Source organism: Winogradskyella litoriviva (assembly GCF_013249065.1).
GTDB classification, from domain to species: Bacteria; Bacteroidota; Bacteroidia; order Flavobacteriales; family Flavobacteriaceae; genus Winogradskyella; species Winogradskyella litoriviva.
This window is the reverse complement of record NZ_JABRWQ010000001.1, coordinates 623,329-647,610: the sequence shown is the minus strand read 5'-3', so window position 1 is coordinate 647,610 and position 24,282 is coordinate 623,329. Positions and strand designations below refer to the sequence as shown.

Below are 24,282 nucleotides of genomic sequence, written 5' to 3'. Positions count from 1 at the left end.
AAAAAGAGTTCATGATTACAAGTATTTTTAGTAAATCTAAGCCCATAAACTTCATAATTGTTGCAGTTTATGTGTCGCTTCTTTTTGTGTTTTCTTCATATAAAAATCTTTTTTTAGACTTAAATACGACTTTATTTACACTTGTTAACTGGGTAATTACGTTGTTTTTAATTTTTTTACTCGATTTTATTGTTGCTAAAAACAATTTAACTCAAAGAAATAGTTACGCTATAATGACTTTTGGGCTGCTACTAGGCGTTTTCCCAGAAGTTATGGCACATTTAGAGATATTAATATCTAATTTATTTATACTTTTTGCTTTAAGAAGGCTTATTAGTTTACATACTAAATTAAACATTAAAAAGAAGCTGTTTGATGCTGCATTTTGGATTACCATTGCATCATTTTTCTTTTTTTGGTCAATTTTGTTTTTTGCTTTGGTGATTGTAGCACTCATTTATTATTCTCAGAACGATTTTAAAAATGTAATTGTTCCATTTACAGGGTTTATTGCGGCATTAATATTGTTCTCTATTTACAATGTTATTATATATGATGAATATTTTAGAAGTACAGATTTTGAGCGCTATGCTAGTTTAGATTTTACAGCTTATAATAGTAAAGAAAATATTTTAAGATTTACTATGTTATTTAGCTCCTTTGTTTGGACGCTATTGTATTTTTTTAAAAACTTTACGGATAAAAACAAAAAACTAAAACCCTCTTATTTTTTAATTGCTTGGACTTCTATTATAGCTGTATTAGTTGCAATTATTGCTCCAATAAAGAACGGAAGTGAATACCTGTTTTTGTTTGTTCCATTTTCTATAATAATGGCAAATTATATAGAAGTAATCTCAGAACGATGGTTTAAAGAAGTTTTTATCGCTCTATTTATTATTATTCCAATTGTTAGTTTATTGCTGTAATTTATTACCAAAAGCTAAATCACCTGCATCACCTAATCCAGGAATGATATACCCTTTTTCATTGAGTTTATCATCTATTGCTGCTATCCATAAATGAACATCTTTATTAAACGCATTAGAAACATAATTAACACCTTCCTCAGCACCAATAACACTTACTAAATGAATCTCTTTAGGTGTTCCAAATGGTTTTAAGGCCTCAAAAGTAGCAACCATAGATTGTCCTGTAGCTAACATAGGATCCGCTAAAATTAAAGTTTTACCCTCTAAACTAGGACACGCTAAATATTCAACAATAATTTCAAAACTATCTGGATTATGTTTATGCTGTCTATAAGCTGAAATAAAAGCATTTTCAGCAGCATCAAAATAATTTAATAAACCATTATGAAGCGGAACACCTGCTCTTAAAATTGAGCATAGTACAATGTCTTTTTTATGTAACACAGTTGTAGAAGTGCCTAAAGGTGTTTCAATATTATGTGGCTCAAATTGTAGCGATTTACTCAATTCATAACCCATAATTTCACCAATACGCTCAATATTTCGCCTAAAACGCATACTGTCTTTTTGAGTTGTTTCATCTCTTAATTCAGACATAAAAGTATTTAAAATTGAAGGTGTTTTAGATAGGTTATGAATTTGCATAATATGTAAATTAGTTCTGTCGCTAAAGTTAATAATTCAAACTATATTTGCATATAATAAATTGATTTCATTATGTTTTCAGAAAAAGCAAACTCCATTTTTCAAGAGGTTATAAAAAACTACAAAGTTTTAAATACTGTAGATCAGCCTTTTACAAATAAGTACGATAAGGACCAGGATTTAATAGCGCATTTACTTTACAGAAAATCTTGGATAGATACTGTTCAATGGGCTTACGAAGATATTATTAGAGACCCAAACATTGATCCTGTTGCGGCTTTAAAGTTAAAACGAATGATTGATGCTTCTAACCAAGATAGAACAGATACGGTAGAATTTATTGACAGTTATTTTTTAGATAAATATAAAGACGTTACTGTAAAAAGTGACGCTAAAATTAATTCTGAAAGTCCGGCTTGGGCAATTGATAGACTATCAATTTTAGCGCTTAAAATTTACCATATGCATCTCGAAACCGTAAGAGAAGATGCAAGTGAGGCACACAAAGCAGCTTGCCAGAAGAAATTGGATGTATTGTTAGAGCAACGTGTAGATTTAAGCACTGCTATTGATGATTTATTAGAAGATATATCTAAAGGGGATAAGTACATGAAAGTTTATAAACAAATGAAGATGTACAATGACGATGAACTTAATCCTGTTTTAAGAGGACAGAAATAATTATCTAAATAAACCTATCAGGTTTTTAAAACTAGATAGGTTTGGTACAACATGCCCAAACCAAAACACATACTAGTCTTTAGGTTTTCTGCAATGGGAGACGTAGCAATGACAGTGCCTGTGTTGCGAGCATTGACCAAGCAGTATCCCAAACTTACTATCACCGTTGTTACCAGAGCATTCTTCAAACCTTTTTTTCGAGATTTAGAAAATGTAAGTGTTTTTGAAGCCGATTTAAAAGGCAGGCACAAAGGCGTTTTAGGACTTTATAAATTATCTAAGGAACTAAAAGCACTAAATTTTGATGCTGTTGCCGACTTACATAATGTTTTACGAAGTAAGATTTTAAAATTCTTTTTCTTCGGAAAAAAAGTAGTGCAATTAAACAAAGGGCGAGCTGAAAAAAAAGCATTAGTTACTGGCCAAAAGTTTGTACAATTAAAAACCACACATCGACGTTACGCTGATGTTTTTGAGGCTTTGGGTTGCTCAGTAGATTTAACGGAACCAAGCTTTGCAAAACCTAAATCTTTATCTGAAAAATTAAAATCTTTTATTTCAACAGCAGACTTAAAAACTATAGGAATTGCACCTTTTGCAGCTCACCAAAGTAAAATGTATCCTTTAGAAAAAATGGAAAGTATAATAAAAGAACTTTCTAAAAATTATAATATTATTTTATTTGGAGGTGGAAAAAAGGAAGAGGATGTTTTAAGTCAGTTTGAAACCAAATTCAACAACGTAAAATCTGTAGCAGGAAAATTAAAGTTAGATGAAGAATTAAATCTTATTTCAAATTTAGACCTAATGCTAGCAATGGATTCTGGCAATGCACATATGGCTGCAATGTTGGGTAAAAAAGTGATTACTATTTGGGGCGTTACACATCCTTTTGCTGGTTTTGCGCCATTTAATCAACCAAAAGATTTTGCGCTCACAGCTAATAGAGAACTATTTCCTTTGATTCCAACATCTATTTATGGAAACAAATATCCCGAAGGTTATGAAAATGTAGCAGGTACTGTGCTCATTGAAGATATTATAAAAAAAATTAAGACTAGTTTATGAAGTTAGAGTATGTGTTAGAGCAAGATGATTTTGTTAATTACCACTTGTTTTTAATTTCAGAAAGTAAACAATCAAAAATATTTCTAAACTTTTTGAGAGTTGGAATTACTGTTGCTTTTATTTTTATGAGTTATAAAATATATAATCAAGGTAGAATGTTTTTAGCAATTATTGCAGGTTGTGTTGCTGTTTCTTTTTTTCTTTTTTTTGGTAAATTGTATAAATCAAAATTAAAAAAATTCTATTCAGAGAATGTAAAAAGAGATAATTCTAACAGAATAGGAGAACTTGAAACTATAGAATTTGAAAATGACTATTTAATTACAAATACTAAAATTGGAGCAGGTAAAATTAAGGTCTCAGAGATTCAAATTATTAATGAAACACAAGACAATTTTTTTATAAATATTTTAAATAATCCGACATTAATAATACCTAAAAGAGGAATTGAAAATATAGAATTAGTCAAACAAAAATGGAAAGACTTAAAAGTCCCAATGGCTGATTATCTTTCTTGGAAGTGGTAAAGACTTTGTTAAAAAACAACTTGCACTGAATTTATTTGACTACTTTTTCAGGGTTTTCATTAATAACTGCTGTAAAGAAACTGCGACCTTTCATGTTTTAAAACATGAAAGGTCGCAGTTTCTTTTTACATAAGTAGCTAGTTCCCTTCCTTTTGAAGGGTTAGGGAAGGCTATTTAAACATCATCATAATCAACAGCAACCGTAGCTGAAGTAGGATGTGCTTGACAAGTTAATATCAATCCTTCTGCAACTTCGCTATCCGTTAAAATATTGTTCTGACGCATTTCAGCTGTACCCTCTGTAAGCTTCGCTATACAACTACTACAAATTCCACCTTGGCAAGAGTAAGGTGCATCAATATCTTGTTTTAGAGCTGCATCAAGTATTGTTTGTTTTTGAGACATGTTGAATTCAAATTCTTCTTCATCTACTATTACTTTAATCCTTGTTTCACCAGAAGGTAAATCTGTTGAAGAAACTTCAGCTTCAGCTTTAACAGGTGCTGTAAATAATTCAAACTTAATAGCTTTTTCTTTCACACCATTTTCAATTAAAACATCTTTTACGGTATGAATCATTTGTTCTGGTCCACACAGATAGAAATTTTCTATGGTAACACCTTTGTACTTGTTTTTAACAATAAGGTTAACTGTACTCTTTTCAATACGTCCAAATAAAGCGTCTTCTTCTTGCGCCTGACTGAAAATAAAATGAACATGAAAACGATTACCATATGTCTTTTCTAACTGAAGTAATTGATCAGTAAACATGGTATCATTTAAGGTTTTATTTCCGTAAACCAATATGAAATTACTGAAAGGTTCTTCCTCTAACAGCGTTTTAGCAATACTTAGAATTGGTGTAATTCCGCTTCCTGCGGCAAAAGCAGCAACAGTTCTGGTTTTAGCAGCATTTGCTTCAAATATAAATCTACCATTTGGTTCTGCAACCTCTAATGTATCACCCGCTTTTAATGTATTGTTAGCGCAAACAGAAAAAGTACCATTTTCAACGGCTTTAACAGCAACGGTTACATTTCCGCTACCTTGAGAAGCACAAATAGAGTAATCTCTGCGGATGTCTTCACCATTAATAGTGGTTTTTAAGGTGATATATTGTCCGGCTTTAAAGCTGAATTTTTCTTTAAGATTTTCAGGAATATTAAACGTAATAGCAACAGAACTGTCCGTTACTTTATCAACTGATTTTATAGTGAGTGAATGAAATTGTGACATTATAAATAATTTTGTGCAAAGATAACTAATCTTCTAGAGACCTGATAGGTTTTTGTAAAGACCTGCAAGGTTTCACCATGCATGTAGGTTTTAAAAATGACAAAAGACATACCTAAGTTTCTTATACATAAGAAAATTATGTATATATTTGTAGTACAATGAGCAATTCAAAATTATATAAAGGGAGTTTAAACACTATTATTTTAAAGCTTTTAAATGAGCACGATAAAATGTATGGTTACGAGATTACCCAAAAAGTAAAGGCATTAACCAAAGGCGAACTTAAGATAACAGAAGGCGCCTTATATCCTGCGTTACACAAGTTAGAAGCTGAAGGTTTATTAGATGTTGAAGTCGCAAAAGTAGACAACCGATTGCGTAAATATTACAAGCTCACTGAAACCGGAACCAAAGAAACGGTTAATAAGCTTGAAGAATTAGCAGACTATATTAAAACGATGCAAGCCTTAGTAAATCCTAAATTGGCTTAATCATGGTTGATCTCGCAGGTTTTCAAAACCTAGCAGGTCTAAATTTGATTATTAAATAATGAAACTAACAAAACAAGAAATACAATTCATAGACAACTACCTCATTAAAAACGAGGTTAAGTTTTGGGATGTGCGTTTAGAATTACTAGACCACATTGTTTCTGCGGTTGAAGATAAAATGACTAACGAAGGAATTTCTTTCAATGAAGCTTTGCTAGATGTTCATAGAGGTTTTGGTAATCAATTTATTGAATTTGGTGTTTCAAAAAATAAGATTTTTGAAAAAGGACTGTATCAGAGTAATGCTGGATTTAAGAAGTTTACAAGACAAAAACAAAAAGAACTAGGTAGAAAGTATAGAAAAATCACTTGGAAACAACTTAAAATAAAGCTCACTAGTGTAAAGTTTTTAATGGAATATATAGTCCTTATTCTGTTCTTTGTTTTTATTTATAAGTATTTTCCAAAAGCTTGTTTTTTTACTGGATTGTTAGTGTTGGTACTTCCTACTTTCTATTCTGCTTATTATTACTTTAAAAATAAATCTACGCGAAAATCCTTAAACTTTGCGATGGCTACAAGTTCAGCAATGGCAGTTTGGTCAATTTATAACCTTTCATTCTACATATTAAAGGAGAATTATGACAATGTTGCTGATATGCCTCAGATTTATTTTGTAGTTGTTGCTTGCTTGTTTTATCCAATGATAAGAATCAATCTTGAAGTTTATAAAAAAGTTTATGAGGAAAATAAACGAACCTATAATCTCAAATTATCGTAAATGAAACTAACCGAATCCCAAATACAAGAACTCTACACCTTTACAAGGCAACATTTTGTAGAGCACTACGATTTACAAACCGAACTCGTAGATCATTTAGCCAATGATATTGAAACGCAGTGGCAAGAGCAACCAAAACTCAGTTTTGAAAATGCCAAAAACAAGGCCTTTAAAAAATTTGGCATTTTTGGTTTTATGGATGCCATTGAGCAAAAAGGAAAGGCGATGAATAAACGTTACAGAGGTTATTTGTGGAACGAGTTAAAAAAATGGTTCGAGATTCCGCAGGTATTTGCGATTATATGTTTGTTTCTTGTGTTTTATTTATCTTTCACATCTTCATTCGCAATTGAGTTGGCAATAGCATATTATGTTATCGTAGTTGTTTGGTCTATGACAAAGAGCTTTATGTTGAACAAACAATTTAAACGAAGAAAAAAAGCATCCAATAAAAAATGGCTATTAGAAGAAATGATTTTTAAACAGGCAGGAGGTGCTTCATTATTTTTTTTGTCTCAGATTTATAATATTCATTTATTGACAGGAGATTTTTTATCTAACTCTTATGTAATTATATTGTTATCAATGGCGTTTACTATAATTGCTTTAGTTTATTACATAAGTTTTGAACTCATCCCAAACAAAGCCGAAAAACTACTAAATGAAACCTATCCAGAATTTAGTTTGTAACAAAACATCACTTTTTAATACTTATTACGCAAACCAACCCATCATAACATTATGATAAAACATTTTCTTAATCTAGAATGGAAGCAGTATTTCCGTTCCTCGTATTGGCAAAAAAATTTAGCCATTAATATCTTATTGGTATTTTTTGCGCTTTATTTTATTGCCATGTTCCTAGGCTTAGGCTTTGGATTACTTTTTATTCTTAAAAAAACGTTTCCAGACCAAGATCCATTTGTAATTGTTAATGGTTTTATTTTTTACTGGATTATAGTAGATTTAATGATGCGCTTCTTTTTACAGAAACTGCCTGTAATGAGTGTTAAACCACTTTTAACACTTCCTATTAAACGCTCAACAGTTGTAAATTTTGTTTTAGGAAAATCAGTAGTGTCCTTTTTTAATTTTTTACCACTATTTGCTATTATTCCATTTAGTATTATGCTAATTGAAGATGGATTTTCTACTTCTATGGTTTTAACATGGATGTTTACCATGATTATTTTGGTGCTTATTATTAATTTCTTAAACTTTATAATAGAAGCCTTTTCTGCTGAAAAAGAACTATCATTTCTACCTATCATTTCGGTTGTAGGTGTTTTATTTGGGTTAAATCATTTTGGATTCTTACCAATGAATACGTTAATTGGTGATGCGCTGATGTCAATTGCTAATAATCCAATTCTTATTATTATTCCTATAACCATTTTGGTAATATGTTATGCATTCAATTTTAAACTTTTAAAAAGCAAACTGTTTTTAGATAGCTCACTAAAATCTAAAGTAGCAGAAGTTAATGCTGCAGATTTATCTTGGACAGAGCGTTTTGGAGATGTTGCTCCATTTATGCAGTTAGATTTAAAACTTATCTGGAGAAATAAACGTACAAAATCCATGGCGTTTTTATTATTGATTGGTGTTCTGTACGGTTTGTTCTTTTATCCACAACCTATGTATAGAGACTTGCCTTTTATGTCTGCTTTTATTGGGATTTTTTCAACAGGCTTTTTCCTAATCAATTTCGGACAATTTATTCCAGCTTGGGATAGTGGTTATTACAAACTACTAATGAGTCAAAATATTAAATATGAGCAATATTTACGATCAAAATTTATCTTAATGATTATTAGTGTGGTGCTACTTTTTGTACTAGGCATTCCTTATGTATATTTTGGATACAAAATTTTAATTGCACATTTTGCCGCAGCTATTTATAATATAGGAGTAAACACACATGTAATACTTTGGGGTGGATCTTTTAATAGAAAAAAGATAGAATTAGATAAAAAAGCAGCCTTTAATTATCAAGGTACGGGAGCAGTACAATGGTTAATTGGTATTCCGCTAATGTTGGTTCCAATGGCACTATTTGGACTTGTAAACTGGCTAGCTGGTTTTGCTGCTGCAATAGCTTTATTAATTCTTCTTGGTGTTGTTGGCATTGTTTTTCATAAAAAATTAATGAAAGGCATTACTAAAAAATACCTCGATTCTAAATACAAAATGATTGACGCTTTTAGTCAAGATAACTAATACAATACAACCATGATTTATACAAAAGACCTTTCAAAAGCATATAAAGGAACAACGGTTCTAAATATTGAAGAATTATCCATTCCTAAAGGCCAAAGTTTTGGTTTAGTTGGAAATAATGGCGCAGGAAAAACAACCTATTTCAGCCTATTACTAGATTTAATTAAACCTACTACAGGAAATATTACAAGTAATGAAGTAGTTGTTGATCAAAGTGAAGATTGGAAACCATTTACGTCATCATTTATAGATGAGAGTTTTTTAATAGGTTACTTAACACCAGAAGAATACTTCTATTTTATAGGAGAATTAAGAGGACAAAACAAGGCTGATGTTGATAGTTTAACGGCTCAGTTTGAAGATTTCTTTAACGGAGAAATTATAGGAAAGAAAAAATACCTTAGAGATTTAAGTAAAGGAAACCAAAAGAAAGCCGGAATTGTAGCCGCATTAATTGGTAATCCTGAAGTCATCATCTTAGATGAGCCATTCGCTAACCTAGACCCAACCACACAAATAAGACTAAAACAAATTATAAAAGATTTGGCCAAAAAACAAGGTGTAACCGTTTTAGTGTCTAGCCACGATTTAATGCATGTTACAGACGTTTGTGAACGAATAGTTGTGTTAGAAAAAGGAAATGTGATTAAAGATTTAGAAACCAATCCTACAACTTTAAAAGAACTCGAGGCTCATTTTGGAAGCAGTGCAATTGTTTCTCAAGAGGAAGAATAATAAGCCTTTATAAAATATTAAACTCGCATCTATTTCAATAGTTACGAGTTTTTTTGTGCTTCATAGTTATTGTAAAGCTCGAAAATCCTTTAAATAACATCAAAAATTCAAAAAGATGCTTATTTTTACCAACCAACACACTAAACAAAGTGTTTTTCAGTTATCTATTAACCAAATAGAACCAACGTTTGAAAACCTATTACAAAATCATATTATCCCTATTTTGCGTCGTAATGCTTATTCAAAGCTGTTCGCGTAAAAATGATAAATTCTTAAATAGAAAGTTTCATGCCACAGCTACAAAATATAATGTGCTATATAACGGCAATATTGCATTGCAACGTGGTATAGAAGGTGTGAACAATGAGTATACAGAGAACTTCTGGGAGCTTTTACCAATAGAAAGGATGGATGTGTCCGAAGATATTTTTCTTCCTGGTCAGACAAAAAATGCAGATTTTGAACGTGCAGAAGAAAAAGCCATCAAAGCCATTCAAGTCCACGGAATGAATATTGGAGGAAAGGAAAAAAATCCTCAAATAGATGAGGCTTATTTACTTTTGGGTCAAGCACGTTATTTTGATCAGCGTTTTGTGCCAGCTATGGCAGCTTTTAATAATATTCTAAATAAATATCCAACAAGCGATAAAATAAATCAGGTTAAAATTTGGCGCGAAAAAACCAATATGCGTTTAGATAATAATGCTGGTGCCATTGAAAAATTAAAACGACTATTAGAAGAAGAAAAAGAAGATATTGAAGGTCAGGATTTAGCAGATGCAGCAGCAGCATTAGCTCAGGCTTACTTAAATACAAAATCTAATGATAGTGCTATTGCTCAATTAACGATAGCCGCTGAAAACACAAAAATCAAAAGAGAAAAAGCGCGTTATCATTTTATAAAAGGTCAATTATATAATCAATTTGGTGAAAAAGATAGTGCAAACGTAGAGTTTGATGCTATAATAGAGATGCATCGCCAAGTACCAAGGTCTTTTTACATTAATGCTCATTTAGAAAAGTCTTATAACACAGATGCTTCAAATATAGATGATATTGAGTTTGAGGAATATCTTACAGAATTAGAGGAGAACAGAGAAAACAGACCATTTTTAGATAAAATTTATTATCGTATTGCAGAATATCATCGTAATAAAATGTCAGATAGTCTTGCTGAGGTTTATTATAATAAATCACTAAGAAAAACAACTTCAGATAAGTACTTAAAGTCACTTAGTTATGAAACTTTAGGTAATATGTATTTTGATAAGAATGTTTACAAAACTGCAGGTGCATATTATGATTCTACGTTAACTGCGATGGTTAAAAACACCAAACCATATAGAGTTATAAAAAAGAAACGCGATAACCTAGATGATGTTATTTATTACGAAGGTATTGCTCAAACCAACGACAGTATTCTAAAAATGGTTAGTTTACCAAAGGCAGAGCAATTAGCGATTTATACAAAATTTGCAGAAGACCAAAAGTTAAAGGAGATAGAGGCAAAAAAAGAACAAGAAGACGCCTTAAAAAGACAGAAGAGTCAATCGAGCCCAATTACCTCTGTTAATAATAACCAAAGGAGTCAAGGCATAGGAAATCCTGCAGGTACAACTAGAGATTTGCAAACATTAAGTGGAAGTAAAAACAATAGCACATTTTACTTTTACAACACAACAACAGTAGCTTATGGTAAAAGTGAATTTTTGAAAATTTGGGGAGACCGTAAACTTCAAGATAATTGGAGGCATTCAAATCAAAGGGCAGACGTAACAAATACTGTTAAAAGTGATAGTTTAACAGATTCTAGCGTAGAAGATTTACGTTTTAATCCTGAAACTTATTTAGCATCTTTACCTACTAAACAAACCGAAATAGATAGCATAGCTAAAGAGCGAAACTTTGCTTATTACCAATTGGGTATCATTTATAAAGAAAAATTTAAAGAGTTAGAATTAGCAAAATCAAAACTAGAAAAGCTTTTAAGTAACAACCCAGAAGACCGATTAATTCTACCATCAAAATATAATTTGTATCGAATTTATGAAGAATTAGGATTAATTAGAAAAGCAGATGCCATTAAAACAGCGATAATTAATGAGTATCCAGACTCTCGTTATGCTGAAATTCTTTTAAACCCACAGTCAGAATTATCTAAAGACGAAAATAGTCCTGAGGCTATTTATACAAAGCTATATCAGCAGTTTAATGATGAAGAATATGCGTCAGTAATTACAGAAGCAGAAACACAAATAAAACGATTAGAAGGTGATAATTTTGTTCCTAAATTCGAAATTTTAAAAGCTTCAGCAAAAGGGAGACTTTATGGATTTGAAGCTTATAAAGAAGGTATAAATTACATTGCTTTAACTTATGTTAATACAGAAGAAGGAAAAAAGGCACAAGAAATAATAGATAATGCTTTTCCTGTGTTAGCGAAAAAGGAATTTATAGCAGATGATACTACTGAGAAATTTAATGTGATTTTTCAATTTCAAAATAGTCTAAAAGAAGATATCGATGGCTTTATTAAAATTTTAGATGAAGAAGTCGCTAAAGTAAAATACTTTGACCTTAGGACATCAAAAGACGTTTACGACGAAAACACTACATTTGTAGTTGTTCATGGATTAAAAAGTATAGGTGGTGCAAAAGGATTTGCAGAACTGCTAAAAACAGAAGAAAAAGATAAAAGAGGACGACCAATTAAACCTAAAATTACACGACCTTATTTTGCAATTTCATCACCAAATTATGCTATAATTCAAAGGCATAAAAACTTAAATGCGTATTTAAAATTAGAGTAATTTAAAACCAAATCAACATGTTTTCTCCAGACAAAAAAAAACAAAAACACTCAAGCATGGAAGCAACCACACAACAAAATATAATAGCTCAAGGCACTAAAATTGTAGGTGATATAGCAAGTCAAGGACCATTTAGAATTGACGGAACTGTAGAAGGAAATGTTAAAACCTCAGGTAAAGTGGTTGTGGGTAAATCAGGCTATATTAAAGGTACCTTGCAAGGTGAAAACGCAGATTTTGAAGGTAAATTTTCTGGTAAATTAATATTGTCTGGTACTTTGTCCTTGAAGTCAACTGCACATATTGAAGGCGAAGTACATATAACTAAATTAGCTGTAGAGCCAGGCGCAACGTTTAACGCAACGTGCAGTATGAAAGGTACAGTTAAGTCATTATCTAACGAAGCAAGTAGACCACAACCAACGCAAAGTGCCCAAGCTAAATAAAAACGGTCCAAGTAAGTTTTTAAGATTTACTTCAGTTGCGTTTCAAATGGGAGGCACAATTTTTCTTGGTAATTATTTAGGAAAATGGCTAGATGTTAAATACGACAAAGATTTCTGGGAAACTACAATCACTCTTTTTTCTGTATTTGCCTCCATGTATTTGGTGATATCTCAAGTTATAAAAGTTTCTAAAGAAGATGATTAAAACACTTATGGTCTACATAATATCTTTTATGGTATTGTTTTTAGGCGTTCATTTTTTTCAAGATTTTATTCTAAATTATTTTGATATAACAGTAAGATATAGCCTTTGGGATATCAATTTGTTTTTTGCAGTATCATCTTTAGTAATTTGTTTTCATCTTAAAGTCTTTTCATTAAAAAAGAGCCTACAGCCACAATTAGGCTTCATCTATTTACCGACTCTTTTTGTTAAAGGTATTTTCTTTTATATATTATTTCAATCTAAAGTATTTGATTTAGAAACTTTATCAACTGTAGAACGATTAAATCTTCTAATTCCCCTATTCTTGTTCTTAGGTCTAGAAGTGTATTTTGTCGTAAAAACCATTTCTAAAAACGAGACCTAAATAATAAGCACAAAAACCCATTGTTATTTTAATAAATTACGTACTTTTGCACCGAATTTGAAAAGAGTGGTTTTTTTGATTTTATAACAATGAAGGTATTTCAACAAAGTTTTAAATTTTTAGCACTTGCAATTTTAGTGTTCTTATCTACATCTATTTACGCAAAATCTTCTAACGAGGATGGTGGACAAGTAGATACTAAAAAAGAAGTAGAGGATTATATATTACATCATATCCAAGACTCCCATGACTTCTCTTTATTTTCTTACACAAGCGACGAAGGTGAGCGTAAGCATTTTGGTTTTCCGTTACCAGTTATACTTTGGTCTTCTGATGGACTAAAAACTTTTATGTCTTCTGAATTTCATCATAATGATGATGGGCACGTAATTGTTGAAAAAGACGGTTTAAAATTCGCGAAAATTCATTCAAAAATATACGAATTAGAAGAAGGAGCTACTGCTGTAAATTTTGATGCAGATCACCATGCAACTAATGCACATAAAGTATTAGATTTTTCAATTACAAAAAGTGTGTTTGGTGTTTTGGTTATTGGTCTGTTAATGTTATTCTGGTTTTCTAGTTTAGCAAGACAATACAAGAAAAAACAAATCCCAACAGGTTTTGGTCGTGTATTAGAGCCTTTAGTACTTTACGTTAGAGACGAAATCGCTAGACCAAATATTGGAGAGAAGCATTACCGAAGATTTACAGGTTATTTGTTAACTGTATTTTTCTTTATTTGGTTTTTAAACCTTGCAGGTTTAACACCATTAGGTTTTAACGTTACTGGTCAGTTAGCGGTAACAGCTTGTTTAGCTATCTTCACACTTATAATATATACGGTTAGTGGGAATAAAGATTATTGGATGCACATTTTGTGGATGCCAGGTGTTCCTGTCTTAATTCGCCCGGTTTTAGCTATAATTGAATTAGCAGGTGCCTTAATTATTAAACCATTCTCATTATTAGTTCGTTTATTTGCTAACATTTCTGCTGGTCACATTGTAGTAATGAGTTTAATTGCCATTATGTTTACGTTAAAGGAGTCTTTAACTGTTCCTGGTGCAATGGGATTATCATTTGTGTTGTCATTTTTTATATTACTAATCGAAGTTTTAGTAGCGTTTTTACAAGCATATATTTTTACAATGCTTTCAGCTTTATTTATTGGTATGGCTGTGGCAGAACATGATCATGAACACGAGCACGATGAGCATGGGCACGAAGTCGCAACTGCGGAAGACGTAAGAGGAGATTTCATTTAATAAGAGTTTTTTTAATTTAACTATATAAATTTATTTACTATGTACAATTTAATTGGAGCAGGATTAATCGTAATCGGAGCAGGTATTGGACTTGGTCAAATTGGTGGAAAAGCAATGGAAGGTATTGCTCGTCAGCCAGAGGCGACAGGTAAAATTCAAACAGCGATGATTATCATTGCAGCACTTTTAGAAGGTTTAGCATTTGGTGCTTTATTCTTAGGAAAATAAGAACCAAATCAAAATTTACAAAAACACTATCCTGTAACGGTTGGTTGCAGGACGTGTTTTTAAATTAAAAAAAGACAAAACACTTAATTACTTAATAATATGGATAAGTTATTAAACGATTTTTCACCAGGTTTATTTGTAGTGTCAACAATACTTTTATTGGCATTAATTGCACTTATGGTAAAATTTGCATGGAAACCAATTCTTAATTCATTAAATGAAAGAGAAGAAGGGATTCAAGGTGCATTAGATGCTGCTGAAAAGGCAAAGCGTGAAATGGCAAATCTTCAAGCAGATAACCAAAAGTTGTTGCAAGAAGCACGTTTAGAGCGCGAAACAATGCTTAAAGAAGCACGTGAGCTTAAAAGCAAAATGATTGCAGATGCAGAAACTGAAGCAAAAGCACAAGCCAATAAAATGATCTCTCAAGCACAAGAAGCTATAACTAGCGAAAAGAAAGCAGCCATGGCAGAATTAAAAAGTCATGTAGCAGGTTTATCTTTAGATATTGCAGAAAAAGTAGTGCGTAATGAATTATCTAACAAAGACAAGCAACTTAAGTTGGTAGAAGATATGTTAGGTGAAGCAACTTTAAACTAAGATAAATGTCAGGATCAAGAGCAGCCATTAGATATGCTAAAGCCGTATTAAGTATAGCAACGGATCAAAAATCTGCTGAAGTAGTAAATAGTGATATGAAATCTATTACTAAAGCTATTTCGGGTAGTGAAGATTTAAACCAGATGCTTCAAAGTCCTATTGTTAAATCATCTGATAAAAAATCGGTATTAATCTCTGTATTTAAAAATGCAAATACAGCTACAATTAATTTAATAGATACTTTAATTGCTAATAAAAGGTTACCATTATTAAATGATGTAGCTTCAAGTTACATACAGTTGTACGATGAGATGAGAGGGAGTCAAGTTGCATCAGTAACTACAGCGATTCCGTTAACTGAAGATTTAAAAACTAAAGTGTTAGCTAAAGTTAAAGAACTTACAGGAAAAGAAGCAGAAGTAGAAAACATTATAGATGAAAGCATTTTGGGTGGTTTCATATTACGAGTTGGAGATATTCAGTATAATGCGAGTATTTCAAATAAACTAAATAAATTAAAAAGAGAATTTACATTAAACTAAATTGATTTTGTTCTTAGAGCATTGCTAAGAGAATCAAAATCTAATATCTAAAATAAGATGGCAGAAGTAAAACCAGCTGAAATATCAGCAATCTTAAAACAACAACTTTCAGGTTTTGAAGCGAGCGCTTCATTAGACGAAGTAGGAACAGTATTAACTGTAGGTGATGGTATTGTACGTGCTTACGGATTAGCTAATGCGCAATATGGTGAATTAGTTGAATTTGAAGGTGGTGCAGAAGGTATTGTACTTAACCTTGAAGAAGATAACGTAGGTATTGTACTTTTAGGTACTTCAGTAGGCGTTAAAGAAGGTTCTACAGTTAAACGTACGGAACGTATCGCATCTGTTAAAGTAGGTGAAGGTATTGTTGGGCGTGTGGTAGATACTTTGGGTAACCCTATTGATGGAAAAGGACCTATTTCTGGTGATACTTTTGAAATGCCATTAGAGCGTAAAGCACCTGGTGTTATCTATAGAGAACCAGTAACAGAACCGTTACAAACAGGTATTAAAGCAATTGATGCTATGATTCCTGTAGGTAGAGGTCAACGTGAGTTGGTAATTGGTGACCGTCAAACTGGTAAAACAGCAGTTTGTATTGATGCTATCTTAAATCAAAAAGAATTTTACGATGCAGGTGAGCCTGTTTATTGTATATATGTTGCTATTGGCCAAAAAGCTTCAACAGTAGCTTTAATTGCTAAAACTTTAGAAGAAAAAGGCGCTTTAGCGTATACTACAATAGTAGCTGCAAATGCATCAGATCCTGCTGCAATGCAAGTATATGCGCCTTTTACAGGGGCTTCTATTGGAGAGTATTTTAGAGATACTGGTAGACCAGCTTTAATTGTTTTTGATGATTTATCAAAACAAGCTGTTGCATACCGTGAGGTATCTTTATTATTACGTCGTCCTCCAGGACGTGAAGCATATCCTGGTGATGTATTTTATTTACACTCAAGATTATTAGAGCGTTCAGCTAAGATTATTAATAATGATGCTATTGCTCAAGAAATGAATGATCTTCCAGATGTTTTAAAACCGATGGTTAAAGGTGGTGGTTCATTAACAGCTTTACCAATTATTGAAACTCAAGCAGGTGACGTTTCTGCTTATATTCCAACCAATGTAATTTCTATTACAGATGGTCAGATTTTCTTAGATGGTGATTTATTTAACTCTGGTGTTCGTCCAGCAATTAACGTTGGTATTTCTGTATCTCGTGTTGGTGGTAACGCTCAGATTAAATCTATGAAAAAGGTATCTGGTACTTTAAAATTAGATCAAGCTCAATACCGTGAACTTGAAGCGTTCGCTAAGTTTGGTTCTGATTTAGATGCTGTTACTTTGAATGTAATTAATAAAGGTAAACGTAACGTTGAAATCTTAAAGCAAGCACAAAATGATCCTTTTAAAGTAGAAGATCAAGTTGCAATTATATATGCTGGTTCTAAGAACTTATTAAAAGATGTTCCTGTAGAGAAAGTAAAAGAATTTGAACGCGATTATTTAGAGCTTTTAAATGCAAATCATAGAGGAACTCTAGATTTACTTAAAGCAGGTAAATTAACTGACGAGGTTATTGATACATTAACAAGTGTAGCAAAAGATCTTTCAGGCAAGTATAGAGCTTAATCATTAAACTAATGTCACTCTAAGTACACTTGCGTAATGCGTAAGTTAAATGTAGAAGAGTCTTTATAATATAAAGAATGGCTAATTTAAAAGAAATACGTAACAGAATATCATCGGTATCCTCAACGATGCAGATTACTAGTGCCATGAAAATGGTATCTGCTGCAAAGTTAAAGAAAGCCCAAGATGCTATTACAGCAATGCGTCCTTACTCTAACAAGTTAACAGAATTGCTTCAGAGTTTAAGTGCTACTTTAGATGAAGATTCTGGAAGTAAATATTCAGTTCAACGTGAGGTAAAAAAGGTACTTATTGTTGCAGTAACCTCTAACAGAGGTTTAGCTGGTGCATTTAACTCTAACATCATTAAACAAGTTAACAAACTTACTAATGAAACTTATGCTAATAAAGATGTATCTTATTTAGCAATAGGTAAGAAAGCTAATGATGCATTTAAAAAAACCAATAAGGTTATTGCTAACAAAAGTGATTTATTTGATGACTTAACGTTTGAAAATGTTTCTGAAATCGCTGAAATGTTAATGGAGAAATTTGTTTCTGGTGAGTTTGATAGAATTGAGATGGTTTACAACCACTTTAAGAATGCAGCAACTCAAATTATATTAACTGAACAATTTTTACCGATAGTACCTGTTGAAAATGATTCTAACGTAAATTTAGATTACGTTTTTGAACCATCTAAAATAGAAATTGTTGAAGAATTAATTCCTAAGTCTTTAAAGACCCAATTATACAAGGGAATTAGAGATTCTTTTGCTTCTGAACATGGTGCACGTATGACGGCAATGCACAAGGCAACTGATAACGCTACAGAGTTAAGAGATCAGTTAAAATTAACTTATAACAAAGCAAGACAAGCTGCTATTACTAACGAAATCCTAGAGATTGTTGGTGGTGCGGAAGCTTTAAATAATTAACTTTTGTCACTCTTAATTTGAGTGATTAATCCTAATAACAACTAAAAACCTAACTTTTACGAGTTAGGTTTTTTTGTGAGTTTAATTCACTGGGTATTACTTTTAAAGTTATGAAACCACTTAGAAACACTATTGCTACTCTTTTAGTTGTACTACTGTTTAATCATTGTTCATCAGTACCAAAACTTCAAAAAGACGCTCCTAAGGCTCTAAAAGAGGTTTATTATCAAAAATGGAATTCAGGTTTAAAAAATGGAGATTCTGGTATTGATTTATATGTAAAATTACGAGATAATAATATAGTTCTAGATTTGGTATACTTTAGAGGACAAGTCTCTAGATTTAAGAATAGTCAACACGATAGTACGTTGTTTATAGCGCAATTTAATTCACAAATAAAAAAGCCTATTAGTTTAAAGGATTCATCGCTTAGTTCTTTTCAAATTAATGATAATGAATGTGTAATTCGTTATTCAAGACAAAAGAATAAAACGCAATTATATTATAAAATAAGTAATATTAAGATACAAGAAACTATAAATTATCCAATTTATCCTACTAAAATTTAGTTTTATTCCTACAAATAATTGCTTTTTGTCGGATTTATTGTGTTTTTAATAGATTTATTTGTATATTGCACGTCCAAATCTTTAACCTACATACAAATGAAACATCTTAAAAAGGCTTTTTTCGTTATAGCTGTATTTTTGGTTTTATCATTAAACTTTCAGTGTTCAAGTTCTAGAGGAGTATATAAAACGAAAGAAGAAACAACCGCTTTCAAAGTCAAACCTGTTTCTTTCCAACAATGGTATGCTGGAGAAAATGAAGAAAGTTCAGGGATTAACGTTTATGTTCCAATTATTAATAAAATGGATGGCGTATTAATAGACAGTATCTATTTTAGGAACTTTAAAGGACAGTTAGTTAGAAATTACAGCAGATATACAGCTGTATTAAAAAATAATTCGCAACATAACTCTTTAGAAAATACAACTAAATTAAGAACGTATCCATTTACTTTAGATGAGGATGAATGTGTTATTAGATATGAAGAAAATGGCGAAATAAAATATCTAAAAGTCTCTAATGTGACTGAAAAAGAAAGAATATATTATAAAGATGGTCCACCATTAGCTTACCAAAGGCGCAGAGAAGCAATGATTGTATCAGAGGAATTGCCCATTAAAGCCAAACCAACATTTCAACCCTCAACAACGTTTAAGGTAAAAACTATATCTTTTCAAGAATGGTATGCAGGTATAAAAGTTGGTGGTACTGGGTTAAATGTTTTTGTTCCAATTGTTAATAAAGAAGAAAATATAAAAATAGATAGTGTTTATTTTAGAAACCTAAAGGCTAAGTTAGTAGAAGATTCTGGTAGATATACGGCTGTTTTAAAAAATAAATCGCCTTATTATACTTTTAAAAAAGCGGAACGTGATCCCAATTTTCCGTTTACCTTAGAAGACAATGAATGTGCAATTAGCTTTGTAGAAAATGGAGAAGTTAAGTATGTTAAAGTAACTGACCTTAGTGAAAAACGAGGTGTTTATTACGAAAACGGTCCTCCAAAAATCTATGAAAGAAAACGAAAATCTAATATGATTGCATCTATTAAGAAAACCGTTATTAAAGCATTTTTAAGCAATTTTAAAAAGAAACGTAAATTATTAGCCAATTTTTAAATTTAAAATTATTTAATACATTTTAGTGACATACTTTTTTACTTGGGTATTGAGAGTACTATCTTTTCTTTATTAATTAGGTTTGCTTTATAAATAATTCTTTAGTTAGATAAGTGTAGCATGTATTATTTTAATACTTTTGAGTTTTACTGTTAACTATACTCTTGAGCGGATTTCAATCACTTTTTAAACAAACATTTATATATGGTTTAGCGACTGTTTTACCTAGAATGTTGAGTTTTATTTTAGTTCCTCTTTATACAAATCCAGAAGTATTATCTGTTGAAGAATACGGTAGAGTATCATTCATTTTTGCTTATTTTGTCTTGTTTAATGTCGTTTTGGCTTACGGAATGGAAACTGCATTTTTTAGATTTTTCAACAAAGAAGAAAATCAAGAAAAGGTAACAAGCACGTCTGCAATATCTTTAATTATAAGTTCTTTTACTTTAATGGGAATTGCTTTTCTATTTAGAAATCAGATTTCATCACTTATTAATATAGACCTTAAGTATCTCAATTTAGTCTTTATAATTTTGCTTTTTGATGCTCTAGTAATCATTCCTTTTGCTTGGTTAAGAGCTACAGCCAGACCAATGCGATATGCTATTATTAAAATTTTTAATGTAGCCGTAAATTTAGGGCTTAATATATTCCTACTTCTATATTTAAAACATTTGGCTGAAGGGAATTCGTTTTTTAACAACCTGTATATTCCAGATTTTCAAATTAGCTATATTTTCATATCCAATGTAGTGGCTAGCGGTTTAACATTATTAGTTTTACTTCCATTTTACTTAAAAATTAAGCTGACATTTGATACCGTTTTATGGAAAAAAATGATGCGTTATGCTTTGCCTGTATTAATTGCAGGTATTGCATATTCTGTAAACGAAACCTTTGATCGTATTTTATTAGAGTACTTATTGCCAAGTGATGTCGCAGAAAAACAAATAGGAATGTATTCTGCTTGTTATAAATTGGCTTTATTTATGACCCTGTTTGCAACAGCATTTCGTTTAGGTATTGAACCTTATTTTTTTAGTCATTCTAAAACCGAAAATCCTCAAAAAAATTATGCCAAAATATTAGAGTATTTTGTTGCCTTAGGTTCTGTTATATTTTTAGTAGTTGTAGTATTTGCAGACCTATTAAAACCTTATGTCATTTTAAGTGAAGCTTATTATGAAGCTATGTGGATTGTACCTTTTATTCTTTTGGCAAATTTTTGTTTGGGTATTTATCATAACCTTTCTGTTTGGTATAAAATTACAGACCGTACTAAATTTGGTGCCTATATTTCAATTTTTGGAGCTATTGTAACATTACTAATAAATTATATTTTAATTCCTATTATTGGTTTTAAAGGCTCTGCAATTGCAACACTCTCTGCCTATGCAATAATGATGTTACTATCCTTTTATTTCGGGCGAAAATATTATCCTGTCCCTTACGATTTAAAGAAAATTAGTCTATATCTTGTGGTATCTATTCTATTTTCATTTATATTTTTCTATAACTATCGAGAGAATTATATTATCGGAATTGCAATGTTAATTGTATTTTTGGGCTTAGTTATTATACTTGAAAAGAGAGAATTAAAACAATTCTTGAAGAGAAGTTAAAATACCATTCAAAGCAATAAGAAGTAATCTCAAAAGAGAAAATTCAACATGAAAATAAAAATCATTAACAAATCCAGTCATGCTTTACCGCATTATGAAACTATTGCGTCTGCAGGTATGGATTTGCGTGCCAACTTATCAGAATCTAGAATTTTAAAGCCTTTAGAGCGCACTATAGTAGGCACAGGCTTATTTATAGAATTACCAATTGGTATAGAAGCACAAGTAAGACCAAGGAGTGGTTTAGCCGCAAAAAAAGGCATTACAGTTTTAAATGCGCCAGGAACAATTGATGCAGATTATAGAGGAGAAATTGGTGTAATTTTAGTCAATCTGTCTAATGAAGATTTTACAATTAATAATGGAGAACGTATAGCTCAATTAGTAATAGCAAAGCATGAACGTGCAGAATGGGAAGTTGCAAGTGAATTGTCTTCAACAGATAGAGGAGAAGGTGGTTTTGGTAGTACAGGCGTGAAATAAAATTATAAAAAACAATTATGAAACAGGCAATTACATTAATCTTATGTCTTTTTACAGTACTAAATTATGCTCAAGTTGAACAAAGGCTAGATAAAATAAAAAAGGTATCTGAACAAGCCTGCGAGTGCATTGCTAAAATTGATTTAGACAAATCAAAGAAAGAAAAAAGCAAAGACATCAAAACCTGTATTCAATCTGCTAGTATGGGCTATCAAATAGAAAATAGTCTTTTAGGTTCTTTAGAAAAGGCAATGGACTCTATTAAAAAAGATGGTATTTCTAAATCGGATACCATAGCAGTAACATCTGATAGAAATATTGTTATCAATGTATCCGAGAATTACGAAGAGATTGAAGAATATCTTTACGACAATTGTCCTGCTTTAAAAGCTATTTACTTTACAGACAATACTGAGTCAGAGAATTCAAAATCAGATAAAAAAAAGGCTTTAAAATATTATGAAAAAGGGCAATCAGCATTTGCAAACCAAAATTATGTAGAAGCAGTGGTTCAGTTTTCAAAAGCGGTTAAAAAGGATAAGAAGTTTGCTTTTGCATGGGATAATTTAGGCTATAGTTATAGAAAATTAGACAACTATAAACAAGCTATAAAGTGTTACCAAGAATCTTTAGAAATAGACCCAAAAGGCAAAATGCCATTAATGAATATTGCAGTTGCTTATCAGTTAAACAATGATTTAAAAAACGCCATACAAGCATATAAAAATTATCGTGATATTTATGAGAATGATCCTGAGGGATTCTATGGCTTAGGTCACATATATTATCTTCAAAAAGATTTTGAACCCGCTTTGGTGAATATGATTAAGGCTTATAGGTTGTATACGGAAATGAATTCGCCGTACAATATAGATGCACAGAAGCATATAGGTTTTATATATCAAGAAATGAAACAATTAGATAAACTTGAAGATTTTAATAGAATAACAAAAGAAAATAATCTAGATGTAAATTTTGAAGAATAAGTATTTTTAAAATTACGTAATACAAATAGCAAAGGTTCAGCATAGTCAAACCTATTTTAACAAATAAACTTTTAAAGAATGAAAATAATAGTACCAATGGCAGGCAGAGGATCTCGCCTAAGACCACATAGTTTAACAGTACCAAAACCTTTAATTCCTGTTGCAGGTCAACCAATAGTGCATCGTTTAGTAAAGGATATTGCTAAAGTTTTAAAGCAACCAATTGGAGAAATCGCTTTTGTTTTAGGTGATCCAGCATTTTTTGGAGATGACGTTGTAAAGAGTTTAACTGAACTTGCAGAAGATTTAGGTGCAAAAGCATCAATATATAGACAAGATCAGCCCTTAGGTACAGGTCACGCTATTATGAGTGCTAAACCATCACTTTCTGGTCCAGCGGTTATTGCTTATGCAGATACGTTGATTAGAGCTGAATTCGATTTAGATCCAACTGCAGATAGTGTAATCTGGACAAAATGTGTGGAAAACCCTGAAGCTTATGGTGTTGTAAAACTAAACGACGATAAAAATATTGTTGAGTTAGTAGAAAAACCAGAAAGCTTTGTTAGCGATCAAGCTGTAATCGGAATCTATTACTTTAAAGACGTTGCCGTTTTAAAAGAAAAATTACAAGAAATCTTAGATGAAAACATAATGAATGGTGGCGAATACCAAATTAATGATGGTATTAAACGTATGATGGCTGATGGAAGAATCTTCAAAACCGGAACCGTTGATGAGTGGATGGATTGTGGAAACAAAGCCGTAACTCTAGAAACAAATGCAAAAATGCTAGGTTTCTTAAAAGCAGATAACCAAGAGCAATTAATTGATGATTCTGTCGTTTTAGAGAACTCAAAAGTAATTGAGCCTTGTTATATTGGTAAAGGTACAGTTTTAAAAAATACAACAGTAGGACCATATGTCTCAATTGGTAAAGATTGTGTTATTGAAAATTCAACCATAAAAAATAGCTTAATACAAAATCATAGTGCAATAAAAAATGCTAACTTAGATGAAGCTATGATTGGTAATTATGTAAAGTATAATGGTGAGTTTACAAAAATTAGTATAGGTGATTATACCACTATGGAATAGTTATTGAATTAGAATAATTGTGCTAT

General features: G+C 31.3%; 27 protein-coding genes. 25 read left to right on the top strand and 2 right to left on the bottom strand.

What is annotated here, in order from left to right; translation table 11 throughout:
* Positions 1 to 11: 11 nt before the first annotated feature.
* The gene (locus tag HNV10_RS02770) at positions 12 to 929 is read left to right on the top strand and encodes a DUF6427 family protein (RefSeq protein ID WP_173299793.1); all 918 of its coding nucleotides are present in this window, start codon (positions 12 to 14) and stop codon (positions 927 to 929) included.
* Here the strand turns inward: HNV10_RS02770 and upp are convergent.
* Positions 918 to 1,577 (bottom strand): uracil phosphoribosyltransferase, encoded by a 660-nt coding sequence (upp, locus tag HNV10_RS02765; RefSeq protein WP_173299792.1) that lies wholly within the window; start codon positions 1,575 to 1,577, stop codon positions 918 to 920. The two genes, HNV10_RS02770 and upp, sit on opposite strands and share 12 nt — an antisense overlap.
* A gap of 72 nt (positions 1,578 to 1,649) precedes the next feature.
* Between upp and HNV10_RS02760 the strand changes: the two genes are divergently transcribed.
* The 3 genes from HNV10_RS02760 to HNV10_RS02750 are packed head-to-tail and all read left to right on the top strand — an operon-like array spanning position 1,650 to position 3,853.
* A complete protein-coding gene (locus HNV10_RS02760; protein WP_173299791.1) occupies positions 1,650 to 2,258 on the top strand; it encodes a DUF4254 domain-containing protein in 609 nt (202 codons plus the stop codon).
* 51 nt (positions 2,259 to 2,309) lie between these two features.
* Complete coding sequence (locus HNV10_RS02755) at positions 2,310 to 3,326, top strand: glycosyltransferase family 9 protein (RefSeq protein WP_241695445.1); 1,017 nt, start codon at positions 2,310 to 2,312, stop codon at positions 3,324 to 3,326.
* Complete coding sequence (locus HNV10_RS02750) at positions 3,323 to 3,853, top strand: hypothetical protein (RefSeq protein ID WP_173299790.1); 531 nt, start codon at positions 3,323 to 3,325, stop codon at positions 3,851 to 3,853. Before HNV10_RS02755 ends, HNV10_RS02750 begins: the two co-directional genes overlap by 4 nt.
* Positions 3,854 to 4,027: 174 nt before the next feature.
* Here the strand turns inward: HNV10_RS02750 and HNV10_RS02745 are convergent, their stop codons facing one another.
* A complete protein-coding gene (locus tag HNV10_RS02745; protein WP_173299789.1) occupies positions 4,028 to 5,089 on the bottom strand; it encodes a ferredoxin--NADP reductase in 1,062 nt (353 codons plus the stop codon).
* 158 nt (positions 5,090 to 5,247) lie between these two features.
* Here HNV10_RS02745 and HNV10_RS02740 point away from each other — a divergent pair, with 158 nt between their 5' ends.
* From HNV10_RS02740 to HNV10_RS02640, 21 genes are all read left to right on the top strand, one after another.
* Positions 5,248 to 5,580, top strand: a complete 333-nt coding sequence (locus tag HNV10_RS02740) for a PadR family transcriptional regulator (RefSeq protein ID WP_173299788.1) — start codon at positions 5,248 to 5,250, stop codon at positions 5,578 to 5,580.
* Positions 5,581 to 5,638: 58 nt separating this feature from the next.
* Positions 5,639 to 6,361 carry a hypothetical protein gene (locus HNV10_RS02735; RefSeq protein WP_173299787.1) on the top strand — a complete coding sequence of 241 codons (723 nt, stop codon included), beginning with the start codon at positions 5,639 to 5,641 and terminating at the stop codon, positions 6,359 to 6,361.
* Positions 6,362 to 7,051 (top strand): hypothetical protein, encoded by a 690-nt coding sequence (locus tag HNV10_RS02730; protein WP_173299786.1) that lies wholly within the window; start codon positions 6,362 to 6,364, stop codon positions 7,049 to 7,051. It begins immediately after the preceding gene.
* Between the two features lie 51 nt (positions 7,052 to 7,102).
* The gene (locus HNV10_RS02725) at positions 7,103 to 8,581 is read left to right on the top strand and encodes a DUF5687 family protein (protein WP_173299785.1); all 1,479 of its coding nucleotides are present in this window, start codon (positions 7,103 to 7,105) and stop codon (positions 8,579 to 8,581) included.
* Between the two features lie 12 nt (positions 8,582 to 8,593).
* Positions 8,594 to 9,316, top strand: coding sequence for an ABC transporter ATP-binding protein (locus HNV10_RS02720; protein WP_173299784.1), 723 nt, complete (start codon positions 8,594 to 8,596; stop codon positions 9,314 to 9,316).
* Between the two features lie 233 nt (positions 9,317 to 9,549).
* Positions 9,550 to 12,126, top strand: a complete 2,577-nt coding sequence (porW, locus tag HNV10_RS02715) for a type IX secretion system periplasmic lipoprotein PorW/SprE (protein ID WP_173299783.1) — start codon at positions 9,550 to 9,552, stop codon at positions 12,124 to 12,126.
* A gap of 17 nt (positions 12,127 to 12,143) precedes the next feature.
* Complete coding sequence (locus HNV10_RS02710) at positions 12,144 to 12,572, top strand: bactofilin family protein (RefSeq protein WP_173299782.1); 429 nt, start codon at positions 12,144 to 12,146, stop codon at positions 12,570 to 12,572.
* Positions 12,556 to 12,777, top strand: a complete 222-nt coding sequence (locus HNV10_RS02705) for an AtpZ/AtpI family protein (protein ID WP_173299781.1) — start codon at positions 12,556 to 12,558, stop codon at positions 12,775 to 12,777. The genes HNV10_RS02710 and HNV10_RS02705 overlap by 17 nt, the downstream gene beginning before the upstream one ends.
* The gene (locus tag HNV10_RS02700) at positions 12,770 to 13,162 is read left to right on the top strand and encodes a DUF6168 family protein (protein WP_173299780.1); all 393 of its coding nucleotides are present in this window, start codon (positions 12,770 to 12,772) and stop codon (positions 13,160 to 13,162) included. Before HNV10_RS02705 ends, HNV10_RS02700 begins: the two co-directional genes overlap by 8 nt.
* An 89-nt stretch (positions 13,163 to 13,251) precedes the next feature.
* Complete coding sequence (gene atpB, locus HNV10_RS02695) at positions 13,252 to 14,430, top strand: F0F1 ATP synthase subunit A (protein WP_173299779.1); 1,179 nt, start codon at positions 13,252 to 13,254, stop codon at positions 14,428 to 14,430.
* Between the two features lie 39 nt (positions 14,431 to 14,469).
* Complete coding sequence (atpE, locus tag HNV10_RS02690) at positions 14,470 to 14,658, top strand: ATP synthase F0 subunit C (RefSeq protein WP_013993139.1); 189 nt, start codon at positions 14,470 to 14,472, stop codon at positions 14,656 to 14,658.
* 99 nt (positions 14,659 to 14,757) lie between these two features.
* On the top strand, positions 14,758 to 15,258 hold the full coding sequence (locus HNV10_RS02685) for a F0F1 ATP synthase subunit B (RefSeq protein WP_173299778.1): 501 nt from the start codon (positions 14,758 to 14,760) through the stop codon (positions 15,256 to 15,258).
* Between the two features lie 5 nt (positions 15,259 to 15,263).
* Positions 15,264 to 15,800, top strand: a complete 537-nt coding sequence (gene atpH, locus HNV10_RS02680; protein ID WP_173299777.1) for an ATP synthase F1 subunit delta — start codon at positions 15,264 to 15,266, stop codon at positions 15,798 to 15,800.
* A gap of 57 nt (positions 15,801 to 15,857) precedes the next feature.
* Positions 15,858 to 17,438, top strand: a complete 1,581-nt coding sequence (gene atpA, locus HNV10_RS02675; RefSeq protein WP_173299776.1) for a F0F1 ATP synthase subunit alpha — start codon at positions 15,858 to 15,860, stop codon at positions 17,436 to 17,438.
* Between the two features lie 77 nt (positions 17,439 to 17,515).
* Positions 17,516 to 18,376: an ATP synthase F1 subunit gamma gene (gene atpG, locus HNV10_RS02670; RefSeq protein ID WP_173299775.1), complete on the top strand. Its 861-nt coding sequence runs from the start codon at positions 17,516 to 17,518 to the stop codon at positions 18,374 to 18,376.
* 110 nt (positions 18,377 to 18,486) lie between these two features.
* On the top strand, positions 18,487 to 18,945 hold the full coding sequence (locus tag HNV10_RS02665) for a hypothetical protein (protein ID WP_173299774.1): 459 nt from the start codon (positions 18,487 to 18,489) through the stop codon (positions 18,943 to 18,945).
* Positions 18,946 to 19,041: 96 nt separating this feature from the next.
* Positions 19,042 to 20,064: a hypothetical protein gene (locus HNV10_RS02660; RefSeq protein WP_173299773.1), complete on the top strand. Its 1,023-nt coding sequence runs from the start codon at positions 19,042 to 19,044 to the stop codon at positions 20,062 to 20,064.
* Positions 20,065 to 20,228: 164 nt separating this feature from the next.
* Positions 20,229 to 21,689, top strand: coding sequence for an oligosaccharide flippase family protein (locus tag HNV10_RS02655; protein WP_173299772.1), 1,461 nt, complete (start codon positions 20,229 to 20,231; stop codon positions 21,687 to 21,689).
* Positions 21,690 to 21,737: 48 nt separating this feature from the next.
* Positions 21,738 to 22,172: a dUTP diphosphatase gene (dut, locus tag HNV10_RS02650; RefSeq protein ID WP_173299771.1), complete on the top strand. Its 435-nt coding sequence runs from the start codon at positions 21,738 to 21,740 to the stop codon at positions 22,170 to 22,172.
* Between the two features lie 17 nt (positions 22,173 to 22,189).
* Positions 22,190 to 23,158 carry a tetratricopeptide repeat protein gene (locus HNV10_RS02645; protein ID WP_173299770.1) on the top strand — a complete coding sequence of 323 codons (969 nt, stop codon included), beginning with the start codon at positions 22,190 to 22,192 and terminating at the stop codon, positions 23,156 to 23,158.
* 78 nt (positions 23,159 to 23,236) lie between these two features.
* Positions 23,237 to 24,256, top strand: a complete 1,020-nt coding sequence (locus HNV10_RS02640) for a sugar phosphate nucleotidyltransferase (protein WP_173299769.1) — start codon at positions 23,237 to 23,239, stop codon at positions 24,254 to 24,256.
* The last annotated feature ends 26 nt before the right edge of the window (positions 24,257 to 24,282 follow it).